The sequence below is a fragment of the Vibrio sp. 10N.222.55.A1 genome (genome assembly GCF_041473835.1).
Classification (GTDB): domain Bacteria; phylum Pseudomonadota; class Gammaproteobacteria; order Enterobacterales; family Vibrionaceae; genus Vibrio; species Vibrio crassostreae_C.
In genome coordinates, this window is the sequence record NZ_JBFRSX010000067.1 from 26,184 (window position 1) to 49,793 (window position 23,610).

Annotated in this window: 23 protein-coding genes and 1 pseudogene; 17 read left to right on the forward strand and 7 right to left on the reverse strand. The window is 44.9% G+C overall.

The window, feature by feature from the left end; all coding sequences use genetic code 11:
* Positions 1 to 54: 54 nt before the first annotated feature.
* From AB4493_RS18585 to AB4493_RS18600, 4 genes and pseudogenes are all read left to right on the forward strand, one after another.
* On the forward strand, positions 55 to 306 hold the full coding sequence (locus AB4493_RS18585) for a TIGR03643 family protein (protein WP_017065384.1): 252 nt from the start codon (positions 55 to 57) through the stop codon (positions 304 to 306).
* Between the two features lie 39 nt (positions 307 to 345).
* Positions 346 to 444 (forward strand): annotated as a pseudogene (locus AB4493_RS18590) (DUF3465 domain-containing protein); the annotation flags it as partial.
* 50 nt (positions 445 to 494) lie between these two features.
* A complete protein-coding gene (locus AB4493_RS18595) occupies positions 495 to 1,031 on the forward strand; it encodes a GNAT family N-acetyltransferase (RefSeq protein ID WP_372155587.1) in 537 nt (178 codons plus the stop codon).
* A 2-nt stretch (positions 1,032 to 1,033) separates the two neighbouring features.
* A complete protein-coding gene (locus AB4493_RS18600) occupies positions 1,034 to 1,567 on the forward strand; it encodes a GNAT family N-acetyltransferase (protein WP_372155606.1) in 534 nt (177 codons plus the stop codon).
* 87 nt (positions 1,568 to 1,654) lie between these two features.
* On the opposite strand, the gene AB4493_RS18605 is transcribed toward AB4493_RS18600, so the two are convergent.
* Positions 1,655 to 2,176: a type II secretion system protein gene (locus AB4493_RS18605; RefSeq protein WP_017065388.1), complete on the reverse strand. Its 522-nt coding sequence runs from the start codon at positions 2,174 to 2,176 to the stop codon at positions 1,655 to 1,657.
* 204 nt (positions 2,177 to 2,380) lie between these two features.
* Here AB4493_RS18605 and AB4493_RS18610 point away from each other — a divergent pair, with 204 nt between their 5' ends.
* From AB4493_RS18610 to AB4493_RS18620, 3 genes are all read left to right on the forward strand, one after another.
* Complete coding sequence (locus AB4493_RS18610; RefSeq protein ID WP_372102258.1) at positions 2,381 to 3,043, forward strand: DNA alkylation repair protein; 663 nt, start codon at positions 2,381 to 2,383, stop codon at positions 3,041 to 3,043.
* Positions 3,044 to 3,114: 71 nt separating this feature from the next.
* The gene (locus AB4493_RS18615) at positions 3,115 to 3,876 is read left to right on the forward strand and encodes a nucleotidyltransferase domain-containing protein (protein ID WP_372155588.1); all 762 of its coding nucleotides are present in this window, start codon (positions 3,115 to 3,117) and stop codon (positions 3,874 to 3,876) included.
* Between the two features lie 61 nt (positions 3,877 to 3,937).
* Positions 3,938 to 4,330 (forward strand): NUDIX hydrolase, encoded by a 393-nt coding sequence (locus tag AB4493_RS18620; RefSeq protein WP_017060354.1) that lies wholly within the window; start codon positions 3,938 to 3,940, stop codon positions 4,328 to 4,330.
* 168 nt (positions 4,331 to 4,498) lie between these two features.
* On the opposite strand, the gene rplY is transcribed toward AB4493_RS18620, so the two are convergent.
* Positions 4,499 to 4,777, reverse strand: coding sequence for a 50S ribosomal protein L25 (gene rplY / locus AB4493_RS18625; protein WP_017060373.1), 279 nt, complete (start codon positions 4,775 to 4,777; stop codon positions 4,499 to 4,501).
* A 367-nt stretch (positions 4,778 to 5,144) separates the two neighbouring features.
* Here rplY and AB4493_RS18630 point away from each other — a divergent pair, with 367 nt between their 5' ends.
* Positions 5,145 to 5,873, forward strand: coding sequence for a glycosyltransferase (locus AB4493_RS18630; protein ID WP_017070601.1), 729 nt, complete (start codon positions 5,145 to 5,147; stop codon positions 5,871 to 5,873).
* A 14-nt stretch (positions 5,874 to 5,887) separates the two neighbouring features.
* The gene (locus tag AB4493_RS18635) at positions 5,888 to 7,195 is read left to right on the forward strand and encodes an LssY C-terminal domain-containing protein (protein WP_372155589.1); all 1,308 of its coding nucleotides are present in this window, start codon (positions 5,888 to 5,890) and stop codon (positions 7,193 to 7,195) included.
* Between the two features lie 77 nt (positions 7,196 to 7,272).
* Here AB4493_RS18635 and AB4493_RS18640 read toward each other — a convergent pair whose 3' ends face one another.
* The 4 genes from AB4493_RS18640 to AB4493_RS18655 form a co-directional block, all read right to left on the reverse strand.
* Positions 7,273 to 8,619, reverse strand: coding sequence for an ATP-binding protein (locus AB4493_RS18640; protein ID WP_017068035.1), 1,347 nt, complete (start codon positions 8,617 to 8,619; stop codon positions 7,273 to 7,275).
* 104 nt (positions 8,620 to 8,723) lie between these two features.
* On the reverse strand, positions 8,724 to 9,383 hold the full coding sequence (locus tag AB4493_RS18645; RefSeq protein WP_004734666.1) for a response regulator transcription factor: 660 nt from the start codon (positions 9,381 to 9,383) through the stop codon (positions 8,724 to 8,726).
* Positions 9,384 to 9,464: 81 nt separating this feature from the next.
* Positions 9,465 to 9,863: a PepSY domain-containing protein gene (locus tag AB4493_RS18650; RefSeq protein ID WP_004734667.1), complete on the reverse strand. Its 399-nt coding sequence runs from the start codon at positions 9,861 to 9,863 to the stop codon at positions 9,465 to 9,467.
* A gap of 104 nt (positions 9,864 to 9,967) precedes the next feature.
* Positions 9,968 to 11,710 carry a DEAD/DEAH box helicase gene (locus tag AB4493_RS18655; RefSeq protein ID WP_372155590.1) on the reverse strand — a complete coding sequence of 581 codons (1,743 nt, stop codon included), beginning with the start codon at positions 11,708 to 11,710 and terminating at the stop codon, positions 9,968 to 9,970.
* A 97-nt stretch (positions 11,711 to 11,807) separates the two neighbouring features.
* Here AB4493_RS18655 and rsuA point away from each other — a divergent pair, with 97 nt between their 5' ends.
* From rsuA to AB4493_RS18670, 3 genes are all read left to right on the forward strand, one after another.
* Positions 11,808 to 12,503, forward strand: a complete 696-nt coding sequence (rsuA, locus tag AB4493_RS18660) for a 16S rRNA pseudouridine(516) synthase RsuA (RefSeq protein ID WP_017060380.1) — start codon at positions 11,808 to 11,810, stop codon at positions 12,501 to 12,503.
* A gap of 200 nt (positions 12,504 to 12,703) precedes the next feature.
* Positions 12,704 to 13,921 carry a Bcr/CflA family multidrug efflux MFS transporter gene (locus tag AB4493_RS18665; protein ID WP_017060381.1) on the forward strand — a complete coding sequence of 406 codons (1,218 nt, stop codon included), beginning with the start codon at positions 12,704 to 12,706 and terminating at the stop codon, positions 13,919 to 13,921.
* Positions 13,921 to 14,580 carry a DUF2913 family protein gene (locus AB4493_RS18670; RefSeq protein ID WP_017060382.1) on the forward strand — a complete coding sequence of 220 codons (660 nt, stop codon included), beginning with the start codon at positions 13,921 to 13,923 and terminating at the stop codon, positions 14,578 to 14,580. Before AB4493_RS18665 ends, AB4493_RS18670 begins: the two co-directional genes overlap by 1 nt.
* A gap of 126 nt (positions 14,581 to 14,706) precedes the next feature.
* Here AB4493_RS18670 and AB4493_RS18675 read toward each other — a convergent pair whose 3' ends face one another.
* Positions 14,707 to 16,137, reverse strand: coding sequence for a DUF2867 domain-containing protein (locus AB4493_RS18675; RefSeq protein ID WP_017065397.1), 1,431 nt, complete (start codon positions 16,135 to 16,137; stop codon positions 14,707 to 14,709).
* A gap of 98 nt (positions 16,138 to 16,235) precedes the next feature.
* Between AB4493_RS18675 and AB4493_RS18680 the strand changes: the two genes are divergently transcribed.
* From AB4493_RS18680 to nhaA, 5 genes are all read left to right on the forward strand, one after another.
* Positions 16,236 to 17,609 (forward strand): MATE family efflux transporter, encoded by a 1,374-nt coding sequence (locus AB4493_RS18680; protein ID WP_372155591.1) that lies wholly within the window; start codon positions 16,236 to 16,238, stop codon positions 17,607 to 17,609.
* Positions 17,610 to 17,731: 122 nt separating this feature from the next.
* A complete protein-coding gene (locus AB4493_RS18685) occupies positions 17,732 to 18,403 on the forward strand; it encodes an ABC transporter ATP-binding protein (RefSeq protein ID WP_017060385.1) in 672 nt (223 codons plus the stop codon).
* A complete protein-coding gene (locus AB4493_RS18690; RefSeq protein WP_017060386.1) occupies positions 18,384 to 20,837 on the forward strand; it encodes an ABC transporter permease in 2,454 nt (817 codons plus the stop codon). The genes AB4493_RS18685 and AB4493_RS18690 overlap by 20 nt, the downstream gene beginning before the upstream one ends.
* Entirely contained in the window at positions 20,827 to 21,975 is a 1,149-nt protein-coding gene (locus tag AB4493_RS18695; RefSeq protein ID WP_017068753.1) for a lipocalin-like domain-containing protein, read from the forward strand. Before AB4493_RS18690 ends, AB4493_RS18695 begins: the two co-directional genes overlap by 11 nt.
* A 275-nt stretch (positions 21,976 to 22,250) precedes the next feature.
* Positions 22,251 to 23,414: a Na+/H+ antiporter NhaA gene (gene nhaA, locus AB4493_RS18700; protein WP_017070606.1), complete on the forward strand. Its 1,164-nt coding sequence runs from the start codon at positions 22,251 to 22,253 to the stop codon at positions 23,412 to 23,414.
* The last annotated feature ends 196 nt before the right edge of the window (positions 23,415 to 23,610 follow it).

Here is a 23,610-nt window from a genome sequence, read left to right on the forward strand (position 1 = left end):
ATCTTTAAATCTAAGACGGGCGTATTTCTTCCAGTTTATTAAGGAAGAGTATGCATGATGCTATCTAAAGAGAATGAATCAAGAATTATCGAAATGGCGTGGGAAGACAGAACGCCGTTTGAAGCAATAGAACTGCAATTTGGTTTAAATGAATCGGAAGTGATTCGTTTTATGCGTAGCCATCTCAAGCTTGGCAGTTTTAAGCTGTGGCGTTCACGTGTTTCTGGGCGCTCGACCAAGCATGTAAAACTACGCAGTTCGGACGTTTCGAGAGGTTATTGTCCGACTCAATACAAGCACCGCTAGATAGGGACTTATTTAGTCAGCCCAAATGACATTTGATTGTGGAACAAGAAAGGTGGCGCAATGCACTGGACGCACAAAGACCCTCGTAATCATCACACTCATGGTTGGTTGAAGCATAACGGGAAAGTATACGAGTAAACACCTCCGAGACTTTTCCCTTCAAGGCTATAAGATAAAAAGGAATTTTGATGTTTAAGCTGGAAACTGACAGGTTGATTCTTCGAGATATGAGTATCGAAGACGAGTGTGCCTTTGTTGCGATCTCTCAAGACGCAAAGTATCAGCGTTTCTATGATGAAAGTGATTGCGAACCTAACAAATATCGAGAGCTAACTCAGTTGTTTGTTGCACAGGCTTTGGAAGTACCACGCCAGTCCTATCAGCTAGCGGTTGAAAGCAAAGATTCGGGGAAGTTTATTGGAACCGTTTGTTTACGTCTTGAACGCGATAAACAAGCTTCAATGGGCTGTGCTTTATCGAGGCAAACTCAGGGAAAAGGGCTTTCTATAGAAGCATCTGAAGCCCTCGCTGATTTTGGTTTCTCAGAGTTAGGCATACACCGTATCTACGCCGAAACCATCAGCAAGAACTTGGCTGCGATTAAATTATGTAAGTCACTGGGAATGAAACAAGAAGCGTGTTTTAAAGCTCATCGATTCTTCAAAGGTCAATGGTGGGATACAGTTGTGTTGGCGGTTGTTCGATCTGATTGGGGAAAGGCTTAGTGATGGAAAGTGAAAGGCTCAAATTAACCCCTCCATCATTAAAATACAGCGAAGAGATGTGTGAGGTGATAAATGAGTGCAAGGCCGAGTTTTCCCCATTCTTACCTTGGGTTTCTGATTCTCTAACTAAAGAGCAGCTAGAACTTAACATTCAAGATGCTACCAATAATTTCGCCAACTTTACTGGCGAGTTCTGGTTCAATATTATTGAAAAGCAAACAGGGGCATTTATCGGGGCTATTGGCTTTATGATCAGAGACGATACTGTCCCTTACTTTGAAATCGGCTACTGGTTGCAAACATCAAAAACGGGCTTGGGTTACGTGAGTGAAGCTGTCCGAATTATCGAAGAATATGCATTCACTCAAAAAGGTGCGAAAAGAGTCGAAATTAGGATGGTAGGCTCGAATCTTAAAAGTCAGGCCGTGGCCAAACGATGTGGCTATCAACTTGAAGATCGCTTAGCCAATGATCGACGTTTGCCATCAGGAGATATGGACAGCACGCTCGTTTACGCCAAAATAAGCCAGTCTTAAATGTGTGCTGTTGATTCTTAATGTGTGGCACTTTTATTGAGAGAAACCGTAAATTCCCAAGTACTCTGAAAGACCAACATTTAGCGCTTAGTTATCTGGCTCATCGTCTACAGTGACGTCACCATTCATTGAGTTGTAGTCAATGGAAATTCCCGGTACGACTCGATAATGATAGATACACTGATCCGTCTGTATATATTCAGCAATGTAGTCGGTTTCTTCTGGTGAATTGAAACTTGAAATACTAGGTGGATCGAGGAGCAGTGCGCCCCATACCGAAATGCAATCTTCAGCGTTATCTAATCTTGGAGATTCTTCAGGTAAGTGCCATTGCTGGGCTGGATATCCCCATTCATTGAAGTCAAGCTGGCCGGTCGCGGAGTCATCATAGATAGGGACATTCGTGGAAGCACCACCACCGTTTGAGGTTAAATTTTTTGAATAGGCAAGATCGACCCCTGTTTTAAAAGAAGCACCAGTACCTTTAACGACTGCAATATGAGAATCGGTACTTACGTTGAGGAACCTTGGAGCGGCAGTGACGGCGAGTATTCCAAGGATCACAATAACGACAACAAGCTCAATAAGTGTAAAACCGTTCTTTTTCATTTAGCACCTCTTTTTAAGGTCGCTAGTATGCATTATAAGTTACTATTACCAAAGGGAATGTCCTTGTTTTAGTGGTAATTTAAATGCTCAATAATGAATGTTGTGATTAAGGTAACTTATATTTTATAAATCCCATGCGTATGGTTTAAGTGCTGTGTATCTCACTTTGATATTAATTTTAGTTCTATGAAGGTTTGGCAATTAATGAATATCGTTGAAACGGTAAAGCTTCATCTTTCAGACGTTGGTTATCCAGAGGCTAGTGTTAAAACAGGGCTGGTTCGATCTATATCGGCGCTCGTTTTTAAAACCATCAAAAATAAAGATATCTCTAATGTTTTGTCCCTGTGTACTCAATTGCTTGAAGAAAGGGATTGGGCGTTAGGTGTTATTGCTTACGACTGGGCTTTTAGAGTAAGAAAACAATATTCGAAAGAAACGTTTCCAATCTTTGAGCATTGGTTAATGGAGTATGTCATTGACTGGAATGATTGTGATGACTTCTGCACTCATGCGTTTGGTGAGTTACTGTCTCAATACAATGAGTTGTTCGAACTCATAACCAAATGGGTCGAGCATTCGAATTTTGCTGTACGTAGAGCTGCTGCTGTCATCTTAATTTATCCGATCAATCAGAATCGATACTCAGCGTTGGCTCCGCTTTGTGTGGCAGATCTATTGCTAGAAGATGGACATGACCTCGTGCAGAAAGGATATGGTTGGATGCTTAAAGTCCTCAGTAAAATGGAACCTCAACAGGTTATTGGTTATTTAAACGCTAAGCATGCCGCAATACCAAGAGTTGCTTTTCGCTACGCGATTGAAAAGCTGGACGATAAAACTAAGCGAGAGTTAATGTTACTTTAACCACTGGCACTCCTCAAATCATCATCAGAATCCGGTGTGATTAATTATAACGATTAAAATAGGAACCCAAGGTGCAAGAACAAACTAGAGGACTCGATCGAGAAGGGTTCATTCAAAATCTTTATTCGCCAAAGAACATTGCGCCTGAATTTCAAGACGTGGTGTCAGCAGTCGTTGATTCGCTGCTAAGAGAGCTTCCAGGTCAAGTTGATGGTATCTACTTGTATGGAAGCGTGCCTGGAGGAACGGCCATTGTTGGTCGCTCTGATTTGGATGTTTCTATCGTACTCGCTACGCCTGTTGGTCAGAGAGAAAAGGAAGTATTTAACCTACTTTCCGGCACCATACCCCAAACCTATCCGCAAGTGACCAAGCTTGATATCGATCCTGGCTTCCTGCGGGATGTTCTGCAACCCACGGAAAAGTATCACTGGCACTTTTGGATCAAGCATTGCTGCTGTTGTGTTTGGGGGAATGATTTATCTAATGAGTTCCCACTATACAAACCAAGCATTGAAATCGCTCAAGCTCTCAATGGTGACTTGTCTACTTTTCTTGAGCAAATGCCCTCGAGTTTCAAAACAATGACTGATGCGGATGTCGCTAAGGTGATTGGAAAGAAGTTGGTTCGAGTTGCGTATTACTTTGTGGCTGAGCAAGACGGCAGCTGGTACACCAACCTGAGCCAGTGTGCTGCAGTCGCCAAGCGCTATTACTCCAATCAAAGCGACGATATTGAGCTAGCTCATCAATACGCTCTCGGAAATTTGATATCTAAAACAGAAGCTTTTGAATTGTATGAAAGGCTGAGTAAAAAGCTTGTTGTAAATTAAGCATTAACACAAGCTAGAACAACAAACTTAACTACCTTTGTAACGGCTTTAGGAAAATTAGATGGATGTCCACGAGTGTGTTTCTTTTATCATGCTGAAGGAATCGCAGGTATTACTAGAAAAGCGTAGTGAGTCTAGGGAGACCGATCCCGGTTTAATCACTATACCTGGCGGCCATATTGAACACGGTGAAAACCAGGTTCAGGCGCTGTTTCGTGAACTTGATGAAGAGCTTAATGTTGTTCCGATTGATTACCAATACTTGTGTTCGCTTTACCATCCTACGAAGGAACTTCAGTTGATTCATTATTTTATCGTGAGTGACTGGAAAGGAGATATCACCGCTCAAGAGACTGATGATGTTAAGTGGTATTCACTAGGTTCAGCTCCTGTTGGTATAGCAGCCGATGGTATTGCTTTGAAAGAAGTAGAGCGCGTGGGTAGGTATCTTTAGTTTGGATTCGATAAGATGTTTTGGACGTTTTTTGAGGGCTCAAAAACGGTGAAACCCCGGTGTTGGTAGCATCGGGGTTTCGAATTTCTAGATTTCTCGACTGGTAAGATCGATTATCTTTTCTATGCAGAAGGCTGGATTAATCCAATCTTATTCCTTGGTAGGGAATTAGATGCGGATGAAGTCCATGTGCTCAACTTTTGGCTTGAACGCGTGACGTTGAACGTCTTGTGGCTTAACCTTAACTTCTGCGCCGTCAATCAGTAGAGTGATTGCTTCGTAGAATTCAGGCTTGTCCATTTGGTTGATCACGTCAGCGTGAACAAGTTCGATAGCTACAGCTTCAGCTTCGCCACCGTAGATTACAGCTGGGAATTTACCAGCGTGACGTAGGCGGCGGCTCGCACCTTTACCTAGTTCAGTACGTACTACTGCTTCAAATTTCATAGTTTTACTCTCAAATTAGTAAAAATTAACTTCACACCTCAATGCGACCTTGAGTGTGTGGTAATGCTTAAACATAAAAGTTCATGCTTAAGCGAGCGCGGATACTAACATCACATTCCAATATGAGCAAGTCAGAAGCCCATCTCAAAGTGAATTTCCTTCGATAATGGGTTCGTTTGGAGATAAAACGTTCGCTAACGCTTGTTTAGCGCATTTTACTCCCTTTTACATCGCAATCCTTATCTATTTATATCACTGCTAAATCATCAAGTTAATGAACGGAAAATGAATGTTTGCCTAAGACTTGGTTAAGTCTTAGTTCGTTAATCTTAGTGTTAATTAAACAGCAGAATGAATAGGTGAAAATATGAAACCGGTAAGCATTGTCGTAATTACGCTAAACGAAGAGAAACGCATTAGCCGCTTAATGGAAGAGTTGAGCGTGCAAACCCACCAAGAGTTTGAAGTGATTGTTGTCGACTCGAACAGTGAAGATAACACCAGAGAAGTGGCGCAAGCTTATGAAAACGCGTTGCCAAAATTAACGGTGCATCACATGGAAAACCGTGGTGTGAGCCTTGGCCGAAACACGGGTGCTTCATTGGCGCAATACAACCGAATCCTTTTCTTAGATGCTGACGTGAGCTTGCCTCGAAACTTCCTTGCGAAAGCGCTTTATGAACTAGAAGAGAAGAAGCTTGAAGTGGCGGGTGTGTACATGAGCTCGAAAGGTTTGCCGCTTGTACACAAGTTTGGTTACGGGCTATTTAACGCAGGCTTGTTTACTACTCAGTTCTTTTTCCCGACGGCGATTGGCGCATGTATTTTCTCGACTAAACGGGCGCATGATGAGATCGGCGGTTTTGATGAAGAGATCGTCCTGTGTGAAGATTGTGACTACGTAAAACGTGCGAGCAAAACATGGCGATTTAGATTCCTAAATATGACTTTTGGTTTTGACCCACGTCGCTTAGACCAAGATGGCGTTGTGAAGACAGGCTCTACTTATCTTAAAGCCAATGTAAGACGCTTCTTTAAAGGAGAAATGCGTAATAACGAGATGAACTACAAGTTTGGTCACTACAAAGAACAGTAAGCGTTGAGGTTGTTATGTTTGATGGACTAGGGTTGTTTCTGGGAGCATTGGGTGATGCTCTCATTGGCCCAAACCTATTTGTACCGGGAGAGCCGTTCTTTATCGCAGCGGGCTTTCAACTGTATTCAGGTGCATGGATGGCGTTGGTTTTGGTGATGCTAGGTGGTTTGCTTGGTGATCAACTCAGTTATTTCATTGGTTATAAATACGGTGTTAAGGTGCAACGAAGGCTCATTAAGTTTCGCCCTGAAACCAAAAGATTAATTGCGCGCTGCCGCTATCTGGTTGCTCGCAAAGGCACATACATCATTCTTTTTGCTCGTTTATTAGGGCCTATCGCTTGGGTTGTGCCATTTATAGCTGGCTCGCATCGTGTACCGTGGCGTAATTTTAGTGTGTTGGCGTTTATCGGTTTGGCCCTTGGTGGAGGGCAGTTCATTGCTTGGGGCATGTTACTGGCGCACGGCGTTGAAAACTTCCCGTGGCTTAATAGCCTTAAGATATTTATCTCGGAGCATAATAGCTTGATCGTTGGTGTGTTCGCGGTATTAGTCTTCACCATTATCGGTTACCGAATGAAGTGGCGATGCTTAGTACTTAAGTCTAGTGCGCTGTTGTTGGCGTGGGTATTGTTTGCGAACTACGATCACTTTTTCTGGAAAGCGGATGACTTTCAGAATCAACCAGAGACGGCTCAAATAAACAAAGTCGACTGGAACTCGGTTACCTATAAAGCGTTCCCCGGTAAATCTTCGTTCTACTCGGCGCAAGCGATCAACGTAATTTATGTTGGAGCAACCCCAAGAGACTTAATGAAGCAATTAGGCTGGATAGAGAATCAAACCTTCTCTCGAAATGAGATTGAATGGGTTGGTTATCTCGCATTGCTTAGAGAAAAAACGCCGCCAGTGTCTGATTTATATTGGCGAGACAAGCCGCAAGATATGGCTTTTCAATTGCCGGGTAACCTGATGAAGCGCAGCCATATTCGTTGGTGGCGTGCAGGTGTTGATATTAAAACTAACCAGCCTCAGTGGTTAGGCGCAATTAGCTATGATGATGGCCTTAAAGTCACGCCTTACTCAGGCATTGTGACCGTGCTTCATAACATTGACCCTAATGTTGATGAAGAGCGAGATCGGCTTGCTAATCAGATACGAACGTTACTACCAGACATCGAGTTAGACAAGTACCCATTAGCAACGGTGGAAGTGATCAATGACGATCATGACTATTACACTGATGGCCGGGTATTAACGATTGGAGCAACGACCCTTAGTGATAATTCACAAACTTTGGATGTTGCTGTGAACGATATATAGAGTTGTATATAAGGTCGATAGAATTAAGCCCTAGCATTACGTTAGGGCTTATTGTGTTTAACTTTTACTTAGCTTGTTCAGCCTTTACTTACTTTAAGCACCAGAGAAGCTTTTAAGCCGCCCATTGAGCTCTTGCTGAGCGTTAGGCTGCCTCGGTAACTGTGTGCCATTTCATTTACGATATTAAGCCCTAAGCCTGTTCCTGGTGTGGTTTCATCAAGTCGGACGCCACGTTTGGTCACTTGCTCAAGCTTCTCTTCAGGAATGCCTTGGCCATCATCTTCAATCACCAACTCTATGTTGCCATCGTCGAGTTCATTTGCATGGACGCGAATAATGCTGCCCGCCCACTTGTAACTGTTCTCGAGTAGGTTGCCGACCATTTCATCAAGGTCGGTTTTTTCTACTGCCACTTCAATCTCAGAGTCTAGCTCGTTAATCATGGTGACTTCATTGGCAGCGTAGACTTTATCAAACGCCATTGAGATAGCTTCGACACGCTCACAAGGTGAAGACTTCACCGAAAGAATGTTCATTGCACCTGCCATACGAGCGCGGCCAAGGTGATAATCAATTTGGCTTTGAATCTGATGAATGGGCTGTTGCAGCAGTGCCTTGTCATCCTCTGGAAGTCGCTCTATCTCATTTTTTAGAACTGAAAGCGGTGTTTTCAACGCATGAGATAAGTTACCCGCGTGGTTACGAGCTCGTTCTAATAACTCTTGATAGTGAAAGAGCAGGGCATTGAGGTCAGAGACTAATGGAGAAACCTCTTTCGGGTAGTTATCGCTTAACCCTTGTTGCTCGCCGTTTCTTAGCATTACCAGTTCGCGTTGCATCTTGCTGAGCGGTAATAACGACCAACTGACTTGAATACCGATCAACATCAGCACGCCAACAAACAGCAACATTAGGATCAACCAGACTTGACCAGTAAGCTCTGTCAGTGTGGATTCTAATGGATCTTCATCAATACCAATGGTGATCGTGACAGGGTCGCTCAGTTCAGGCAGGTAGATATCTTGCTCGATGTAAATCAGCTTTTCTTTCTCTGGCCCTTTGACTGATGTGTGAATCGGTGAACGCTTGATGGTGAGGTCTTTATCCCATAGCGAGCGAGATCGAATGATCTGCTCTTGGGTAGCGGCGCGCCAATAAATACCACTGTAGGGCTGGTTGAACCTAGGATCAGACAGACGCTCTGCCATGATCAGGTTACCACTGTCATTGGTTTCGATATTGGCGGTTAACTCATCCATGGTTAAGCCAAGCTGCTGCTTCATGTCATCGACGAGGTAGTCGTTAACCAGTTTCGGAATCCCGACACCAGCCGCTAATATCATCGCACCTAGCCAAAAAGCCGCAGCAAGGAGCAAGCGGCTTTTTAAACTGATGTTTTTAAGTGTTCGTTTCTTTAGATTCATGCATTTCCAACCTGCCTTTGCTCATCGTAACTTATCGTATTGCGATGATCAGAACAGGCTGTCCACTTAATTAATGGTTGCTCTTGGCGTGATTGACGACTGAGCTATTCAGCATTCAGTTGGTAGCCAAGGCCACGAACGGTTTTGATGATCTTTGGTGCGATTTTCTTACGAATACGACCGATGAACACTTCAACCGTGTTTGAGTCTCGGTCGAAGTCTTGCTTGTAGATATGCTCAACCAACTCAGTGCGCGAGATAACCTTGTTTTGGTTATGCATGAAGTACGCGACAACTTTATATTCCAGCGCCGTGAGGCTAACTGCTTGACCTTGCCACAACACTTTAGAACTGCGTGTGTCTAGGCTTAGATCACCGATTTGAAGTATCGGAGCAGCACTGCCTGACGCTCGGCGTAGTTGAGCACGAATGCGGGCTATCAGCTCGACCATTTCGAATGGTTTAGTTAGGTAGTCATCAGCACCGGCGTTCAAGCCTTCTACACGTTGCGTAAGCGTGTCACGCGCACTTAAGATAATCACTGGCGTGTTAATGTTTTCGTCTCGAATGCCTTTTAATACGGTTAGGCCGTCCAGCTTAGGTAGACCTAAATCGAGAACAATAGCATCCCACTCTTCTGATGTTGCACGGTAGAGTGCGTCGATACCGTCTTGAGAAAGTTCTGGAACCCAGTCGGCTCCCTCAAGGGTTTCAAGAATTTGTTGGCCCAAGCGAGGTTCGTCTTCAACGACTAAAATTTTCATAATTGTTCTTCTTAATTCTTGTAATGACTGTTCGTTGTGCTTAATTGCTCGTCGTGATTAATGTAAAGTTGCGGCTCTGAATTATTCGCCGTGTTTAATTGCGTCTTTAAAGTTTCGGCCTTTAATCATGAGCATCTCTAACGTCTCGGCGTTGTATTCGACTTTGATGATGTTGTTTTGGTAATTGATTTTTAGTTCATACACCCAAATGTCGTCATCTTCTTCTAGCTCTACTTTAATGATTCTGCCATGAAGATCGTTTTCAACGGCCGCATACATTTCTGAGAAAGGGCGAATATAGCCTTCGCGTACAGCTTCGTAGACTTCGTCTTGATCTTCTTCAAATTCGATACGGGTTCCCGCTTTATGGACATCTTGTACAAGATCATGACCGTTATGATCTGAGTCAGCCCACGCACTAGCGGCGACACATAAGCCTAAGCTTAAAGAAAACATAGAAATCATAACTTTACTAAACATAGCGAATCCTAGAGAAGGTTGATAGCGTTCAGTATAAAAAAGTAATTCTGAACAGAAAGTGAACCTGATGAATAATGAGATTTAGGTTCTCAAAAAATGAGATGTTAACGTTGCTGAAGCTCGTCTTCGAATATCTTGTCTCTCATTTTCCAAAAACGCCCGACTTTACGTGCAATCACGAATTGAGGTGGGCGGAATCTATGTTGGTGAGCAACCACTTTCGTTGGTGAGGCTTCCTCAAAAGGGCGGTGTCTGTCGGCAAGGTGAGGGCGAACAAACTGATCTTTAAAGTTCTGCTTCTGTTTCTTGGTGGTTAATGACCAAAATTCATGCACTTGCGCTTGGTTTTCGCCACGGTAAGTGACTTTAAGTTGCGACTTACCTTTGTCGTCCTTGAGAACGTTAAGATCCATCTCTAAACACTCAAACACCAACGCATCTTTTAGGTTTAACGCTTCCTTAAGCTTTTTATCTGGGTCGACCAAGGTGGCATTACACTCATGACAAATGCGCGCGGCAATGTCGTTGTCAGCGCCGCATTCACCGCAGTATTTGGCTCGGAAGCGATAATTACAGTGTTCGCGTTCGCCCGTGTCTTCATCGGTAAAGTAGCCTTGGCATTTACGGCCAAAATGCTCGAGCAAGAAGCCATTGCTGTCTAGCTTGCCCCAGAAGTTATTGTTGAAGCCGCATGCTGGGCAGGGGATGGTGATGATTTCACTGTCTGAGTCGGGTTTAGGATCGCCCACTTCAGGTTGGTAAAGATCGTAACTGTTGCCAGCATAGTCGAGCACCAAACACTCTTTTTTACCCGGAGATAGGCGTAAGCCACGGCCAACGATTTGTTGATACAAACTGATGGATTCTGTCGGGCGCAAAATCGCGATTAAATCGACGTGTGGCGCATCAAAACCTGTGGTTAATACCGATACGTTAACCAAGAACTTGATTTTACGTTCTTTGAAGTCGCTGATAATTTGGTCACGTTCGAGAGTTGGTGTATCACCAATCACAATTGAAGCTTCACCTTCTGGCAATAAGCCGAGGATCTCTTGCGCGTGTCGAACGGTCGCAGCGAATACCATGATGCCTAGTTTATCTTGGGCTAGGTGAATAATCTGATCGACAATCTGTGGGGTCGCTCGTTTCGATTGCTCGATCACCATGTCGAGTTCTGCTTCTTTGTAGCGACCAGTGCTCGCGGGCTTTAATTGCGAAAAGTCATAGCTCAACACGGGTGCATCAATCATGCTTGCAGGAGTTAAGAAACCTTCATCGAGCAGGTAACGAATCGGCAGCTCAAAGATACAGTCGCGGAAGAAACGTGGCTCATCTGAACGCACTTGACCGCGAGTGTGGTATTGATAAATCCAACCCATCCCAAGACGATATGGGGTCGCTGTTAATCCAAGCACCTTGATGCCCGAATTATTCTCGCGCAAGTGGGTGATCACTTTTTGGTAGCTACTGGTCTTTTCATCTGGCACACGGTGGCATTCGTCGATAACCAACAGTGAAAATTGGTTAGAGAATGAATCGAGGTTGCGAACCACAGATTGAACCGAAGCAAACACCACTTGTTGGTCTGTCTCTTTTCGCCCTAAACCCGCAGAGAAAATTGAGCCTTTTAGCCCATAACCTTCATACTTTTCATGGTTTTGCTCGACCAACTCTTTAACGTGAGCGAGTACCAGAACTCGACCTTTCGCAAGCCTTGCTAGCTCTGCAATCACAAGGCTTTTTCCTGCACCTGTCGGAAGCACGAGCACTGCCGGAGTTTGGTGTTTTCTGAAGTAATGAATCACTGATTTTACAGAATCAGCTTGGTACGGGCGGAGTGTATACATATCGCGTCTTGTAAGAAGGAAAACAAATAGTGTGAAATAGCTCAACTAATTGAGCAAAGGTGACTATAATACCCGACTTAGATTAGTTGAGGTATTCATGCGTTTAGATAAATTTCTGTGCGATGCATTAGGCGTCACTCGAAGAGAAGCAACACACTTATTAAAATCCAAGGCAGTGACAGTAAATGATGTCATTCAAAAAAGCGGCTCACTCAAGGTAACTGAAGAGTGCGTTGTGGAATGGCAAGGCAATGAACTGAATGTTCACGGCCCACGTTACATCATGCTTTATAAGCCAGAAGGCTTTGTTTGTTCGCATGAAGATGGCGCAAATCGTATCGCGTTTGAATTACTTGATGAAATCAAAATGGACAAGCTGCACTTTGCTGGTCGTCTAGATATTGATACAACAGGTCTTGTGTTGATTACAGACGATGGTAAGTGGTCTCACCGTATCACTTCGCCAAAGCACAAGTGCGAGAAGACGTACCGTGTGTGGTTGGTTGAACCTGTTGAAGACGATTACGTTGAAAAATTCAAAGAGGGCATCCAGCTTAAGAGCGAAGATGGCCTAACACTTCCTGCACACCTAGAAGTTCGTGCAGAGCGTGAAGTGCTGCTAACGATTCACGAAGGCAAATACCACCAAGTTAAACGTATGTTTGCTGCTCTTGGTAACAAGGTAGAAGCACTACACCGTGAACGTATTGGCGAAATTGAGATGGACGAATCTTTAGAGTTAGGTGAATACCGTTACCTAACGCAAGAAGAAGTCGATTCAATCTGGAAGTAGTCCTTAGCTAGAAGTTGCTCTTAACAAGAAATTGTTCTTAACAAGAGACCACTTTTGCTGGAAATAGCCCTTTCGTTGTAAAGCCGACCATGGATAGCGTCGGCTGATGATGTTGACTGGTACTAGGAAAGTCTCAGCCAATCTTTGACTCGCGTACTCACGCTAGTCCCTAGCTCTATCAGTTGAACATTCGGAGAACCATGCAAACATCGACCTCACAGAGCCAAAGCTCCCAACTAGAAACACCTCAATTAGGCTTAGTGCTGTTTTTGATTCTAGGTGCGATTGGTGCACTTACTCCGCTAGCCATTGATATGTATCTGCCAGCGATGCCGACCATTGCTAAAGATCTTGGTGTGACGGCGGGTGAGGTACAAATCACACTAACAGCCTATACCGCAGGTTTCGCGCTGGGGCAGTTGCTGCATGGCCCGTTGGCGGATAGCTATGGTCGCAAGCCTGTACTGCTTATTGGTGTGTTCTTGTTTGCTATCGCTTCTATGGTGAGTGCGACAACTCATGGCATTGAAGCGCTGACTTACATCCGTACCGCTCAAGGTTTTGCTGGTGCTGCGGCGGCCGTTATCATCCAAGCGGTGGTAAGAGATATGTTCGATCGTGAAGATTTCGCAAGAACCATGTCTTTCGTTACTTTGGTGATGACAGTTGCGCCATTGGTTGCTCCGATGATTGGCGGTTACTTAGCGTTGTGGTTCGGTTGGCGTTCAATTTTCTGGGTTCTGGCTATTTTTGCGGTGATCGTGATTCTGGCGGTATCGATGAAGATCCCAGAAACGCTTCCTGCAGAAAACCGACAACCATTGCGCTTTAAAACAACGATTCGTAACTATGCTCGACTGTGTAAGAACCCAACGGCGATGGGCCTGATTTTCTCTGGTGCATTCTCATTTTCAGGGATGTTTGCGTTCTTAACGGCAGGTTCATTCGTTTACATCGATATCTATGGCGTTCGCCCTGATCTGTTTGGCTACCTGTTCGGCTTGAATATTGTTGCTATGATCTTGATGACGAGCATCAACGGTCGAATCGTTAAGAAAGTGGGCTCTCACGCTATGCTCAGAGTCGGTTTAACCATTCAACTGTTTGCGGGCTTAGGTCTGTTAGTCGGTTGGATGTTAGATATCGGTTTGTGGGGTATTGTGCCATTCGTGATGCTGTTTATCGGCACACTGTCTACCATTGGTAGTAACTCAATGGCACTGCTTTTAAGCGGATACCCGAATATGGCCGGCACAGCTTCTTCGCTTGCAGGCACATTAAGATTTGGTACTGGTTCTGTAGTGGGGGCAATTGTTGCTATGCTACCAAGTGACACTGCAGGGCCAATGGCTATGATGATGGCAGCATGTGCAATACTGTCAGCATTACTATATTGGACATTAGGAAAGAAGGCATAATGTCAAAATACTATATTGAAATTCAGAAGTTAGTGAACGATGCGCTGGGCGAGCTGTATGCTCTGCATAAGTCTGGTAAAGCGATCGACGCACCTATCGCGAACAACCTTTATCTTGTTCGTTGGGTAACAAAAGCGATTAAATCTCAAGCTTATGATCGCGTGATTGTGCCTGACTTAGTTCGCTGGCAGAAACAGGGTCGCTCAAAAGGCAACAACTCTGATTTAACTTTTACCTTTAAACGTATTTCTGCGTTTTACGGACGTTTTTTCCCTGAAGGCGAAGAGCCTAAAACGCTAAAAGACAGTGATGTTGAAGCGTTCATGGACAAAATGTACGAGATGGGTTGGAGCGTATCGAGTGAAGACGAGCTAACGACTGGCGGCAAGATTCAATTCTTCACCGATGGCGAGCACTCTTTTGCTTTATGCGGTAAACAGTGTGACGACTCTTTCGACGGGGAGTTGATGGTTAAGCCAATGAACTGGTTTGTTCGTGGCAACCATGCTGAGTTCATCCAAGCGGCGATGGAAGCGGGCTTCATGCTTCACAAAGTAACAGACTATAAGTCTGCGGTGAAGTATCACGGTGAATACATCGTTTACCCTGCTAACCAAGGCAACCAACTGGCTGAGATCCCAATTAGCGTTATCGGCTAATAGCGGATTCGAGATGAGAGATACGAAGAGCGGAATTATCCGCTCTTTTTTTGCCTCTCATAGCGCGTGTCGCTAATTTGCTGTTAAGTCTTTTCGCATCCCGTTACCCGAATCTCGCATCTGCTTTTAATCCTGTTCTTTAGCCTGCTTCTCAATTGCCTTCACCATGCCTTTAAAAATAAACAGGTGGGCTGGCATCATAGCAAACCAATACAGTAACCCTAGAAAGCCTTTAGGGTGCCACCACGCTGAAATATTCAGCTCGCGAGAGTCACCGTGGTCAGAGACGGTAATCTCGAGTCGCCCTAAACCGGGGCCTTTCATACCGAAAAGCAGGGATAAAAACTGATTCTCTTCACAGCGAATGACCTTCCATGAATCGATTTTGTCACCGACTTTTAGGTTGGGCCCTTCTGGCATTTGTCGAACCGGTACACCGCCACCGAAAAGAACATCCAACCATTCGCGTGTGCGCCATAAAGTGTTAGCAAAGAAGTAACCTTGCTTCGGGCTTCCGATTTGCTGAGCAACATGCCAAAGCGATTCCAATGAAGCGCTTGAGGTGATACTTGCGCCTGTTTTCTTCGGGTAATAGCCATACCCAGCTTGCCAGCGTTTGAATGCGGTTTTATCAAAGCCCCATACATTGCTTTTGACAAAGTTTCCTTCAGCGTGAATGGCTTGTTCAACCATATTTTCGAACGAGATAAGCTTCTGAGGGTACTTTTCTCTAATGATGGTCGAACTGGCGATGAAGTCGTGCTTTAAGCCTGCAAGTAGTGCTCTACCTATGTTAGACGGTACAGAAGTCACCACACCTAACCAATATGAAGCAATCTTTGGTGTCAGTAGCGATGTCGCCCATAGTTTGAGTGGACGATCGGCGGTTTTAGCAATATGAGCAAATTGGTTTCGGTAAGAGACAATATCCGGCCCGCCAACCTCAAAGGTTTGGCTTTCGCTAGGCGTGTCTTGTGCGAGTTTTAGTAAATAGTGGTTCAGGTTCTGCAAAGCAATCGGGTTGGCTTTAGAGTCAACCCATTTTGGCGCAATCATAATCGGCAAGTTGTACACGAAATCTCGCATGATCTCGAATGCCGCAGATCCTGGGCCAATGATCACGCCAGCTTGAAGTTCGGTAACGGGTACAGGCCCTTTACGAAGCAATTCGCCGGTTTTCTTTCTCGCTTGAAGGTGCTCTGAATCACCAGTCTGAGGCTGTAAAGAACTCAGGTAGATGACGTGTTGATTCTTTGGCCCAAGAGCAGAAACAAAGTTACGGGCTAAGTTCAGCTCATAATCGATAAAGTCGTGGCCTTCCGCCATGCCATGGACGAGAAAGAAGATAAGATCAAAGTCGGGGACTAAGGCTTGTGTCGCAGCTTGATCGGCCAGATCAAGATACTCAAGCGATAAGCTTTCGTGAGGCTCGGTCCGTGCCTTTAAATAGTCGATATGCCTTGCTGCTGCCGTGACTTGATAGCCTTGCTCAAGCAGGAGAGGGAGGAGTTGCGAACCAACATATCCAGAAGCGCCTAAAACCAGTACTTTCTTCATTGTTACTCCATTTATATCTGTGGTTAAAAACCGAACATTGATATAATAGCGCGATATTTATCTTTATTCATCAATACGTTCCGTTTAGGTGTCTCTCTATGTTGCTCTCTTCAATTATTCATCACACACGAGGTGATTTTGTTCGCAGGCTTATTGCGATTGCACTGCCCATCACCTTGCAGAGCATTATGTTTTCAAGCCGAGGCTTGGTGGATGTATTGATGTTGGGCCAACTTGGCGAAGCAGACATCGCAGCTGTGGGGGTGGCGAGCCGAGCGATGTTCGTGACGACCATTATGCTGGTGGGTGTTACCACGGGCGGTGCTCTTCTTACTGCTCAATATTGGGGCGCGGGTAACAGACAAGGTGTGAGAGAAAGCACTGCGCTGACGTGGCTGGTGTCGACACTGTTTGCTTTACTGACTATCGCGTTTTTCGTTTCATTTCCTGCACAAATCATGGGCGTGACGACCGACTCTCAAGAGGTCATCAACTTAGGCGTTGAATACATCGTAATTACGTCATTTAGCATGCTAGCGGTATCGTGTGTCAGCAGTATGGCTGTGGGTTTGAGAGCGATGCACAAACCCGGGCTAAGTACATTTTTCAGCGGTATCGGCATCCTGTCTAACGTGTTCTTAAACTGGGTGCTGATCTTCGGTAACTTAGGTTTTCCTGCGCTTGGAATCAAAGGTGCGGCGATTGCGACGGTACTGAGTGGCGCGATTGAAGTCGCGACTTTGTTTGGTTATCTCTATTTCTCTAAGCATTTATTAGCATTTAAGTTTTGCGATATTAAAGCGGCAGCTTCGATTGATAAGGTGGTTCGCTTCTTGAAGCTGTCTCTGCCGACCACGTTTAACTTCTTAGCATGGGCGGGTGGTTTGTTTGCTTACCACGTGATCATGGGGCAATCGGGCGTTCAAGGTCTGGCTGCGCTTTCAGTCATGACGCCGGTTGAATCTATCTCATTGAGTTTATTGATTGGCCTTTCGAATGCGGCAGCTGTTTTGGTGGGTAATCAACTTGGTGCGAAAAACAATGAAGCGGTTTACTATCAAGCGCTTGGCTTAACAATTTTGTGTTTCTTAACTAGTATTGTTGTAGCCGTTTTTCTCTATTTCGTTCAAACGCCAATACTTAATGCCTTTAGCGCACTGACGGAAGAAACCAGAGCCCTCTCAGAGAAGTTCATTCTGATCCTCTGTGTGGGTATTGTCATTCGCTCGGTGCCATTGACTGTGATCGTTGGGGTGTTGAGAGCGGGTGGTGATGTGAAGTTCTGCCTCTATCAAGATTTGATTGCTCAGTGGGTGATCGGTATCCCATTGGCAGCCATCGCGGCTATCTATTTTAAGTTTCCACCTGAGTGGGTATATCTGCTTTTCCTAACGGAAGAAGTCCTCAAGTGGGGCGGATCGCTCTATCGCATGAAAACAAGAAAATGGATTAAAAACTTGATAGGAAGTTGAAGTAGGGCGCACCAATCGCATCACTTTATCGTTGGCGTGTGATCTATCTTTCAAAATACTTCCTCCTAACAGGGAATTAGTGTAGATTCTCCTTCCAAATTCTAACTAATGCGAGCTGTTTAATGTTAAAGCTGTCAGACCTATGTAAAGGCTATGTCGATGGGGGGGAGTTTCACCCTGTTTTGCAAGGTGCTGAATTAACATTAAACCAAGGTGACCAGCTGGCATTAATGGGAGAAAGCGGTTCAGGTAAAAGTACTTTACTGAATCTTATCGCGGGCTTAGACCTAGCGGACTCAGGTGAAATCGCTTTTCCTCACTTCAATATGCACGACTCAACCGAGCGTGACCGCACCGCTTATCGCAGAAACAACATTGGCCATATTTTTCAGCAATTCAACTTACTGCCAACGTTAAATATTGCCGATAACATCCGTTTTTGCCGCCAGTTAAAAGGCTTACCTGAAGACAAAGGTCTCTGGAGACAGATTCTCTCTGCTTTAGATCTTATGCCTTTACTTGGCCGTTACCCTGAAGAAGCGTCTGGTGGCCAACAACAACGTGCGGCCATTGCGCGTGCGCTGTATATGGAACCAAAAATATTGCTGGCCGATGAGCCGACCGGTAGTTTAGATGAGCGTAATGCAGAAGCGGTAATGCGTTTGCTGACCTCTTTGGCTCGTCAATTAGAATGTACGTTGCTGTTGGTAACACACAGTGAAAAAGTAGCTCTGCATATGGATGGTAGGATCCGTCTGCAAGGAGGGCAACTGCATGTTATGGCCCGTAGTTAAGGCACTACTCGGTCACTATCGACGTTACCCACTGCAGATTATTTTGGTATGGCTTGGTTTAACCCTCGGCGTATCACTTTTGGTTGGTGTTACTGCTATCAACCAACACGCCAAGCAAAGCTATGCGCATGGCGAAAAACTCTTTTCGAATCCACTTCCTTACCGTATTCGACCAAAACACAACGCCAATAAAATCCCGCAAGGCTTTTATATCCAACTTCGCCGTGAAGGTTTTCAACAGTGTTCTCCTCTTGATCACCATCGTATCACTGATGAAAATGGCGCAAACTTCATGGTTGTCGGTATAGATCCTGTTTCTATGCTTCAGCTACAACCTGGTATAGCGTTAAAAGATCTCACCGCTTTGAACCTCATGAAGCCACCATATCCAATCCTTGTCAGTGATGATCTTGCTGAACACATGGAATGGCACAACGGTGATTACATCCCTTTGATGGATGGTTCTGAACTTGGTCCTGTGGTTGTTGATCAAAATAATATGATTAATGGTACAAGGTTGATTGCGGATATCTCCTTGCTCCGAATGCTTAAACGCAGTGCTGGGCTTTCAGTGATTGCTTGTTCAGACATGCCCACTGAGAAGTTTGAACGTCTTAAAAATATGTTACCTAATGGTTTGACGATCTCTCGTAGCTCTAAGGCAGAGCTTGAGTCGCTGACCAGTGCGTTCCACTTAAACCTAAAAGCGATGGGTATGCTGTCGTTTGTGGTTGGTTTATTTATTTTCTATCAAGCGATGTCGTTGTCATTTATTCAGCGCCAACCGTTAGTCGGAATCTTAAGACAAACAGGTGTATCGGGCTGGCAATTGGCTAAAGCGCTTTGCTTAGAATTGTTGATATTGGTCGTACTGAGCTGGATCTGCGGTAATTTATTCGGTGTCATGTTAGCCAACCAATTGTTACCAGCGGTATCTTCAAGCTTAGGCGACTTATACGACGCCAACGTTGGCTTAACGATCGACTGGAATTGGCGATGGAGCGGCTACAGCTTATTGATGGCGTTACTTGGTGCGTTTTTAGCGTGCGCTTGGCCATTGGTGCGCTTGCTTAGATCACAACCGATTCGTTTGACCTCTCGCTTATCTTTGATGCGCTTTGCGGGTACGGAGTTTACTTGGCAAGCATTGATTGGCTGTGGTTTCTTGGTTGCCGCTGTCGCCGTGTATCAAGCCCCTCAGACTCAAGAGACGGGTTTTGCGATTATCGCGCTAATGCTGATCAGTGTGGCGCTATTTACCCCGTTTTTGATGTGGAAGTTATTTAACAGCCTCTCTTATTCTTTGCGTTGGGTTCGCGCTCGCTGGTTCTTTGCTGATGCTGCTTCCAGTATGAGTTACCGTGGCGTGGCGACGATGGCGTTTATGTTGGCCTTAACAGCCAATATTGGTGTAGAAACCATGGTCGGTAGCTTTAGAGATACCACTGATAAATGGCTAACACAGCGTTTGGCTGCCGATCTGTATATCTACCCAACCAACAATGCCGCTGCTCGTATGAGTAATTGGTTATCCGACCAACCTGAAGTGGATTCGGTTTGGTGGCGTTGGGAGAAAGATGTGGCGTCTCCAGTTGGTAGCATTCAGGTGATCAGTACGGGTCCTTCTGAAGGTGAGCTAGAAGCGCTGACGATCAAATTAGGTATTCCGAATTACTGGTATCACTTACATCACTCTAAAGGTGTGTTGATCAGTGAATCGATGTCTCTCAAGCTGGGGATTCGCCCTGGCGACTACATTGACCTCTATGACAGTCTCGGCTCTGGTTGGCAGGTTGTCGGTGTTTATTACGATTATGGTAACCCTTACCATCAAGTCATGATGTCGCATCGAAACTGGCTGTATGGGTTTGCAGGGCGGGGTAATGTCGGCCTTGGGGTCATACTCAAAGACGATGTGAATTCATTAGGGCTTCGCAGCCGATTAGAAAGCGTATTCAGGCTTGGCTCCGAGCGCGTTTTCGATAACAACAATATTCACAGTCAAGCAATGCGGGTGTTCGATAGGACGTTCGCGATTGCAGATACATTAGGTAACATCACCTTGGTTATCGCCGTCTTCGGTATTTTCTTTGCGACGGTTGCGGGAGAAGTGTCTCGCCAAAGGCATATTTCCTTGCAGCGCTGTTTGGGTGTCTCGGCGAAAGAGCTGATCCTGACAGGTAGTTTGCAGTTGTTTGTGTTTGGGCTTATTTCCTCCTTAATTGCGATTCCGCTCGGATTGGCGTTAGCGAGCCTAATTGTTGATATCGTGATAAAGCAGTCTTTTGGGTGGTCACTCGAGTTACAAGTGATTCCTTGGGACTATTTGCAGACATTTGCATGGGCCATGGCAGCATTGATGCTAGCTGGTGCTTTACCAGTGATGAGAATGATTCGGAACACTCCGATGAAGTCACTGAGGGATGCGCTTTAGTATGTTTTTACGGAATACTTCAACTAAGTTAAGACAACGAATTCTGTCTTCTCTGCTATTAATCAGTTTCTTCGGCATCTTTTTAAGTGTTTGGGGTTATTACTCCTATTTCATCGATCCTGGTGAAAAGGGCGTGAATGAAGTTAACTCAATATTGGTTAATGAACACTTCAATGTGTTCGAACCTGTTTTGCCAGACCGTAATGTTTCGCTACCACAAGATTTTAAGTTCCACCCAGAGTTTCAGCACGAGTGGTGGCATTACTTTGCATCTTTGAAAGGTGATGATGGTAAAGACTATTCGGTCCAGTGGAGCTTTTTCCGTATCGCAACGGACGAACGTGAAACACCAGGGTGGCAAAGCCCTCAAGTCTATATCTCAAATGTAGTGGTCTCTTCTAAGTCCAAAGTATGGAAAGAACAGCGCATGGCTCGTGGCGGCATTGGCCAAGCGGGAATGACTAATCGTCCATTCAGGCTTTGGATTGATAACTGGAACTGGCGTGCACTCGGCAACACCCCATTCCCAGGACGCCTTCAAGTGCAAACAGACACGTTTGGACTTGAACTCGACACCATTGCAAAAGGGCCCTATGTGCTCAACGGCGATAACGGTTATCAGAAAAAGCACGACTTATTACCTGTCGCGTCTTATAACTTCAGCGCTCCATTTTTATCGTTGAGTGGTGTGTTGAACCTAGACGGCGTTACCAAGGAAGTGGAAGGAACTGCGTGGGTACATAAAGAGTGGGGCAGTGGCTTACTTGGAGTGGGCCAACAAGGTTGGGATTGGTTTGTATTTAACCTCGATGACGGCACAGCGCTGAGCATTAACCGCTATCGTCATAACCAACAGTTGCCTTACATATTCGGGACATTAGCAACGCGCTCAGGCAAAGTTTACCAATTAACGGAATCCGACATTTCCATTCAACCATTGCAAAATACAACGTTGATGAATGGAAGACGGATGCCTTTGCAGTGGATCATTAACGTCCCTAAGCATGATATCAACCTCACAACGCGTATTATACGCAGGGATATGTGGCTTCCATTTGTCATACCATATTGGGAAGGGCCGATTAAGGCGAGCGGGAGTCATGAAGCGACAGGCTTTATGCAGTTAACTGGCTACTAAAAAACACCTAAGGCTATAATTTGATAGCCTTTTTTTATGCCTGCGCCTTTTAGCGTCCCCCAATGAATTGTGCATACAGGTTCGATGATCTCATCTATACTTAATTCATGGTGCATAACAACATTATGGAATATACGACGTATTGTTTAGTATTTGTAGGAAAAACCGAAGTTAAACATCCGAAGAAGTGATTATCTATCAATTAAACTTGGATATAAACTCGTGGTTATTCTTTGTTATTCGTTTATTTAAATAATAAATATAAGGGCGAAATCATGACCGACGTCATCCGTGACTTCTTTAAAATGGAATCTGCTGGCGGCATCATACTAGTCATCGCTGCGGCGATCGCAATGTTTGTAGCAAACTCACCACTGAACGAAATGTACCAAGGTGTACTTCACAGTTACGTTCTTGGTATGTCTGTGTCTCACTGGATTAACGATGGCTTAATGGCTGTCTTCTTCCTTCTAATCGGCTTAGAAGTTAAGCGCGAACTTTTAGAAGGCGCATTAAAGTCTAAAGAGACAGCAATCTTCCCAGCTATCGCAGCTGTGGGTGGTATGCTAGCTCCTGCACTTATTTACGTGCTATTTAATTCAAGTAACCCTGAAGCGCTTCAAGGTTGGGCTATCCCAGCAGCGACTGATATCGCATTCGCATTGGGTATTATGGCTCTTCTTGGTAACCGTGTACCGGTAAGCTTGAAGGTATTCCTACTAGCATTGGCAATTATCGATGACCTAGGTGTTGTTGTTATCATTGCACTGTTCTACTCAGGCGACCTATCAACACTTGCACTTACAGTTGGCTTCATCGCGACTGGTGTGTTGTTCATGCTAAACAACAAGCATGTGACTAAGCTGAGTGTTTATCTTATTGTTGGTGCAATTCTGTGGTTCGCAGTATTGAAGTCTGGTGTTCACGCAACATTGGCAGGTGTAGTAATTGGTTTTGCTATCCCACTGAAAGGCAATAAAGGGGAGCGTTCTCCGCTGAAACACTTAGAGCATGCTCTGCACCCATACGTCGCTTTTGCAATTTTGCCAATCTTCGCATTTGCAAACGCAGGTATCTCACTAGAAGGCATCTCAATTTCAAACCTTACAGGTATGCTACCGCTTGGTATTGCTATGGGTCTATTGATTGGTAAGCCACTGGGTATCTTCCTATTCAGCTGGGGTGCTGTGAAAACCGGCGTAGCTAAGCTTCCTGAAGGTGTGAACTTCATGAACATCTTCGCGGTATCTGTGTTGTGTGGTATTGGCTTTACGATGTCTATTTTTATCTCGTCACTGGCATTTGGTCCAACGAACGCAGATTTTGATACGCTTGCTCGATTAGGTATCCTTATGGGCTCAACGACTGCAGCTATCTTAGGTTACTTCCTGCTAAGTATTTCTCTACCGAAAACTAAGCATCAAGAAGTAAAACTATAATCGGTAGTCGGCTCGCTTAATAGGGAGCCTACTCACTGAGTAACAAGTCAACTTCTGAGTAGCAAGAAGAGTCACAGAGTCTCCCTCGACTTATGTGACGACAAAGAACAAAAAAGCCGTGATGGGCAACCCTATCACGGCTTTATTGATCTTATAACTAAGCTGCTGTTGTTCGACACTCGCTCTATGTCACATC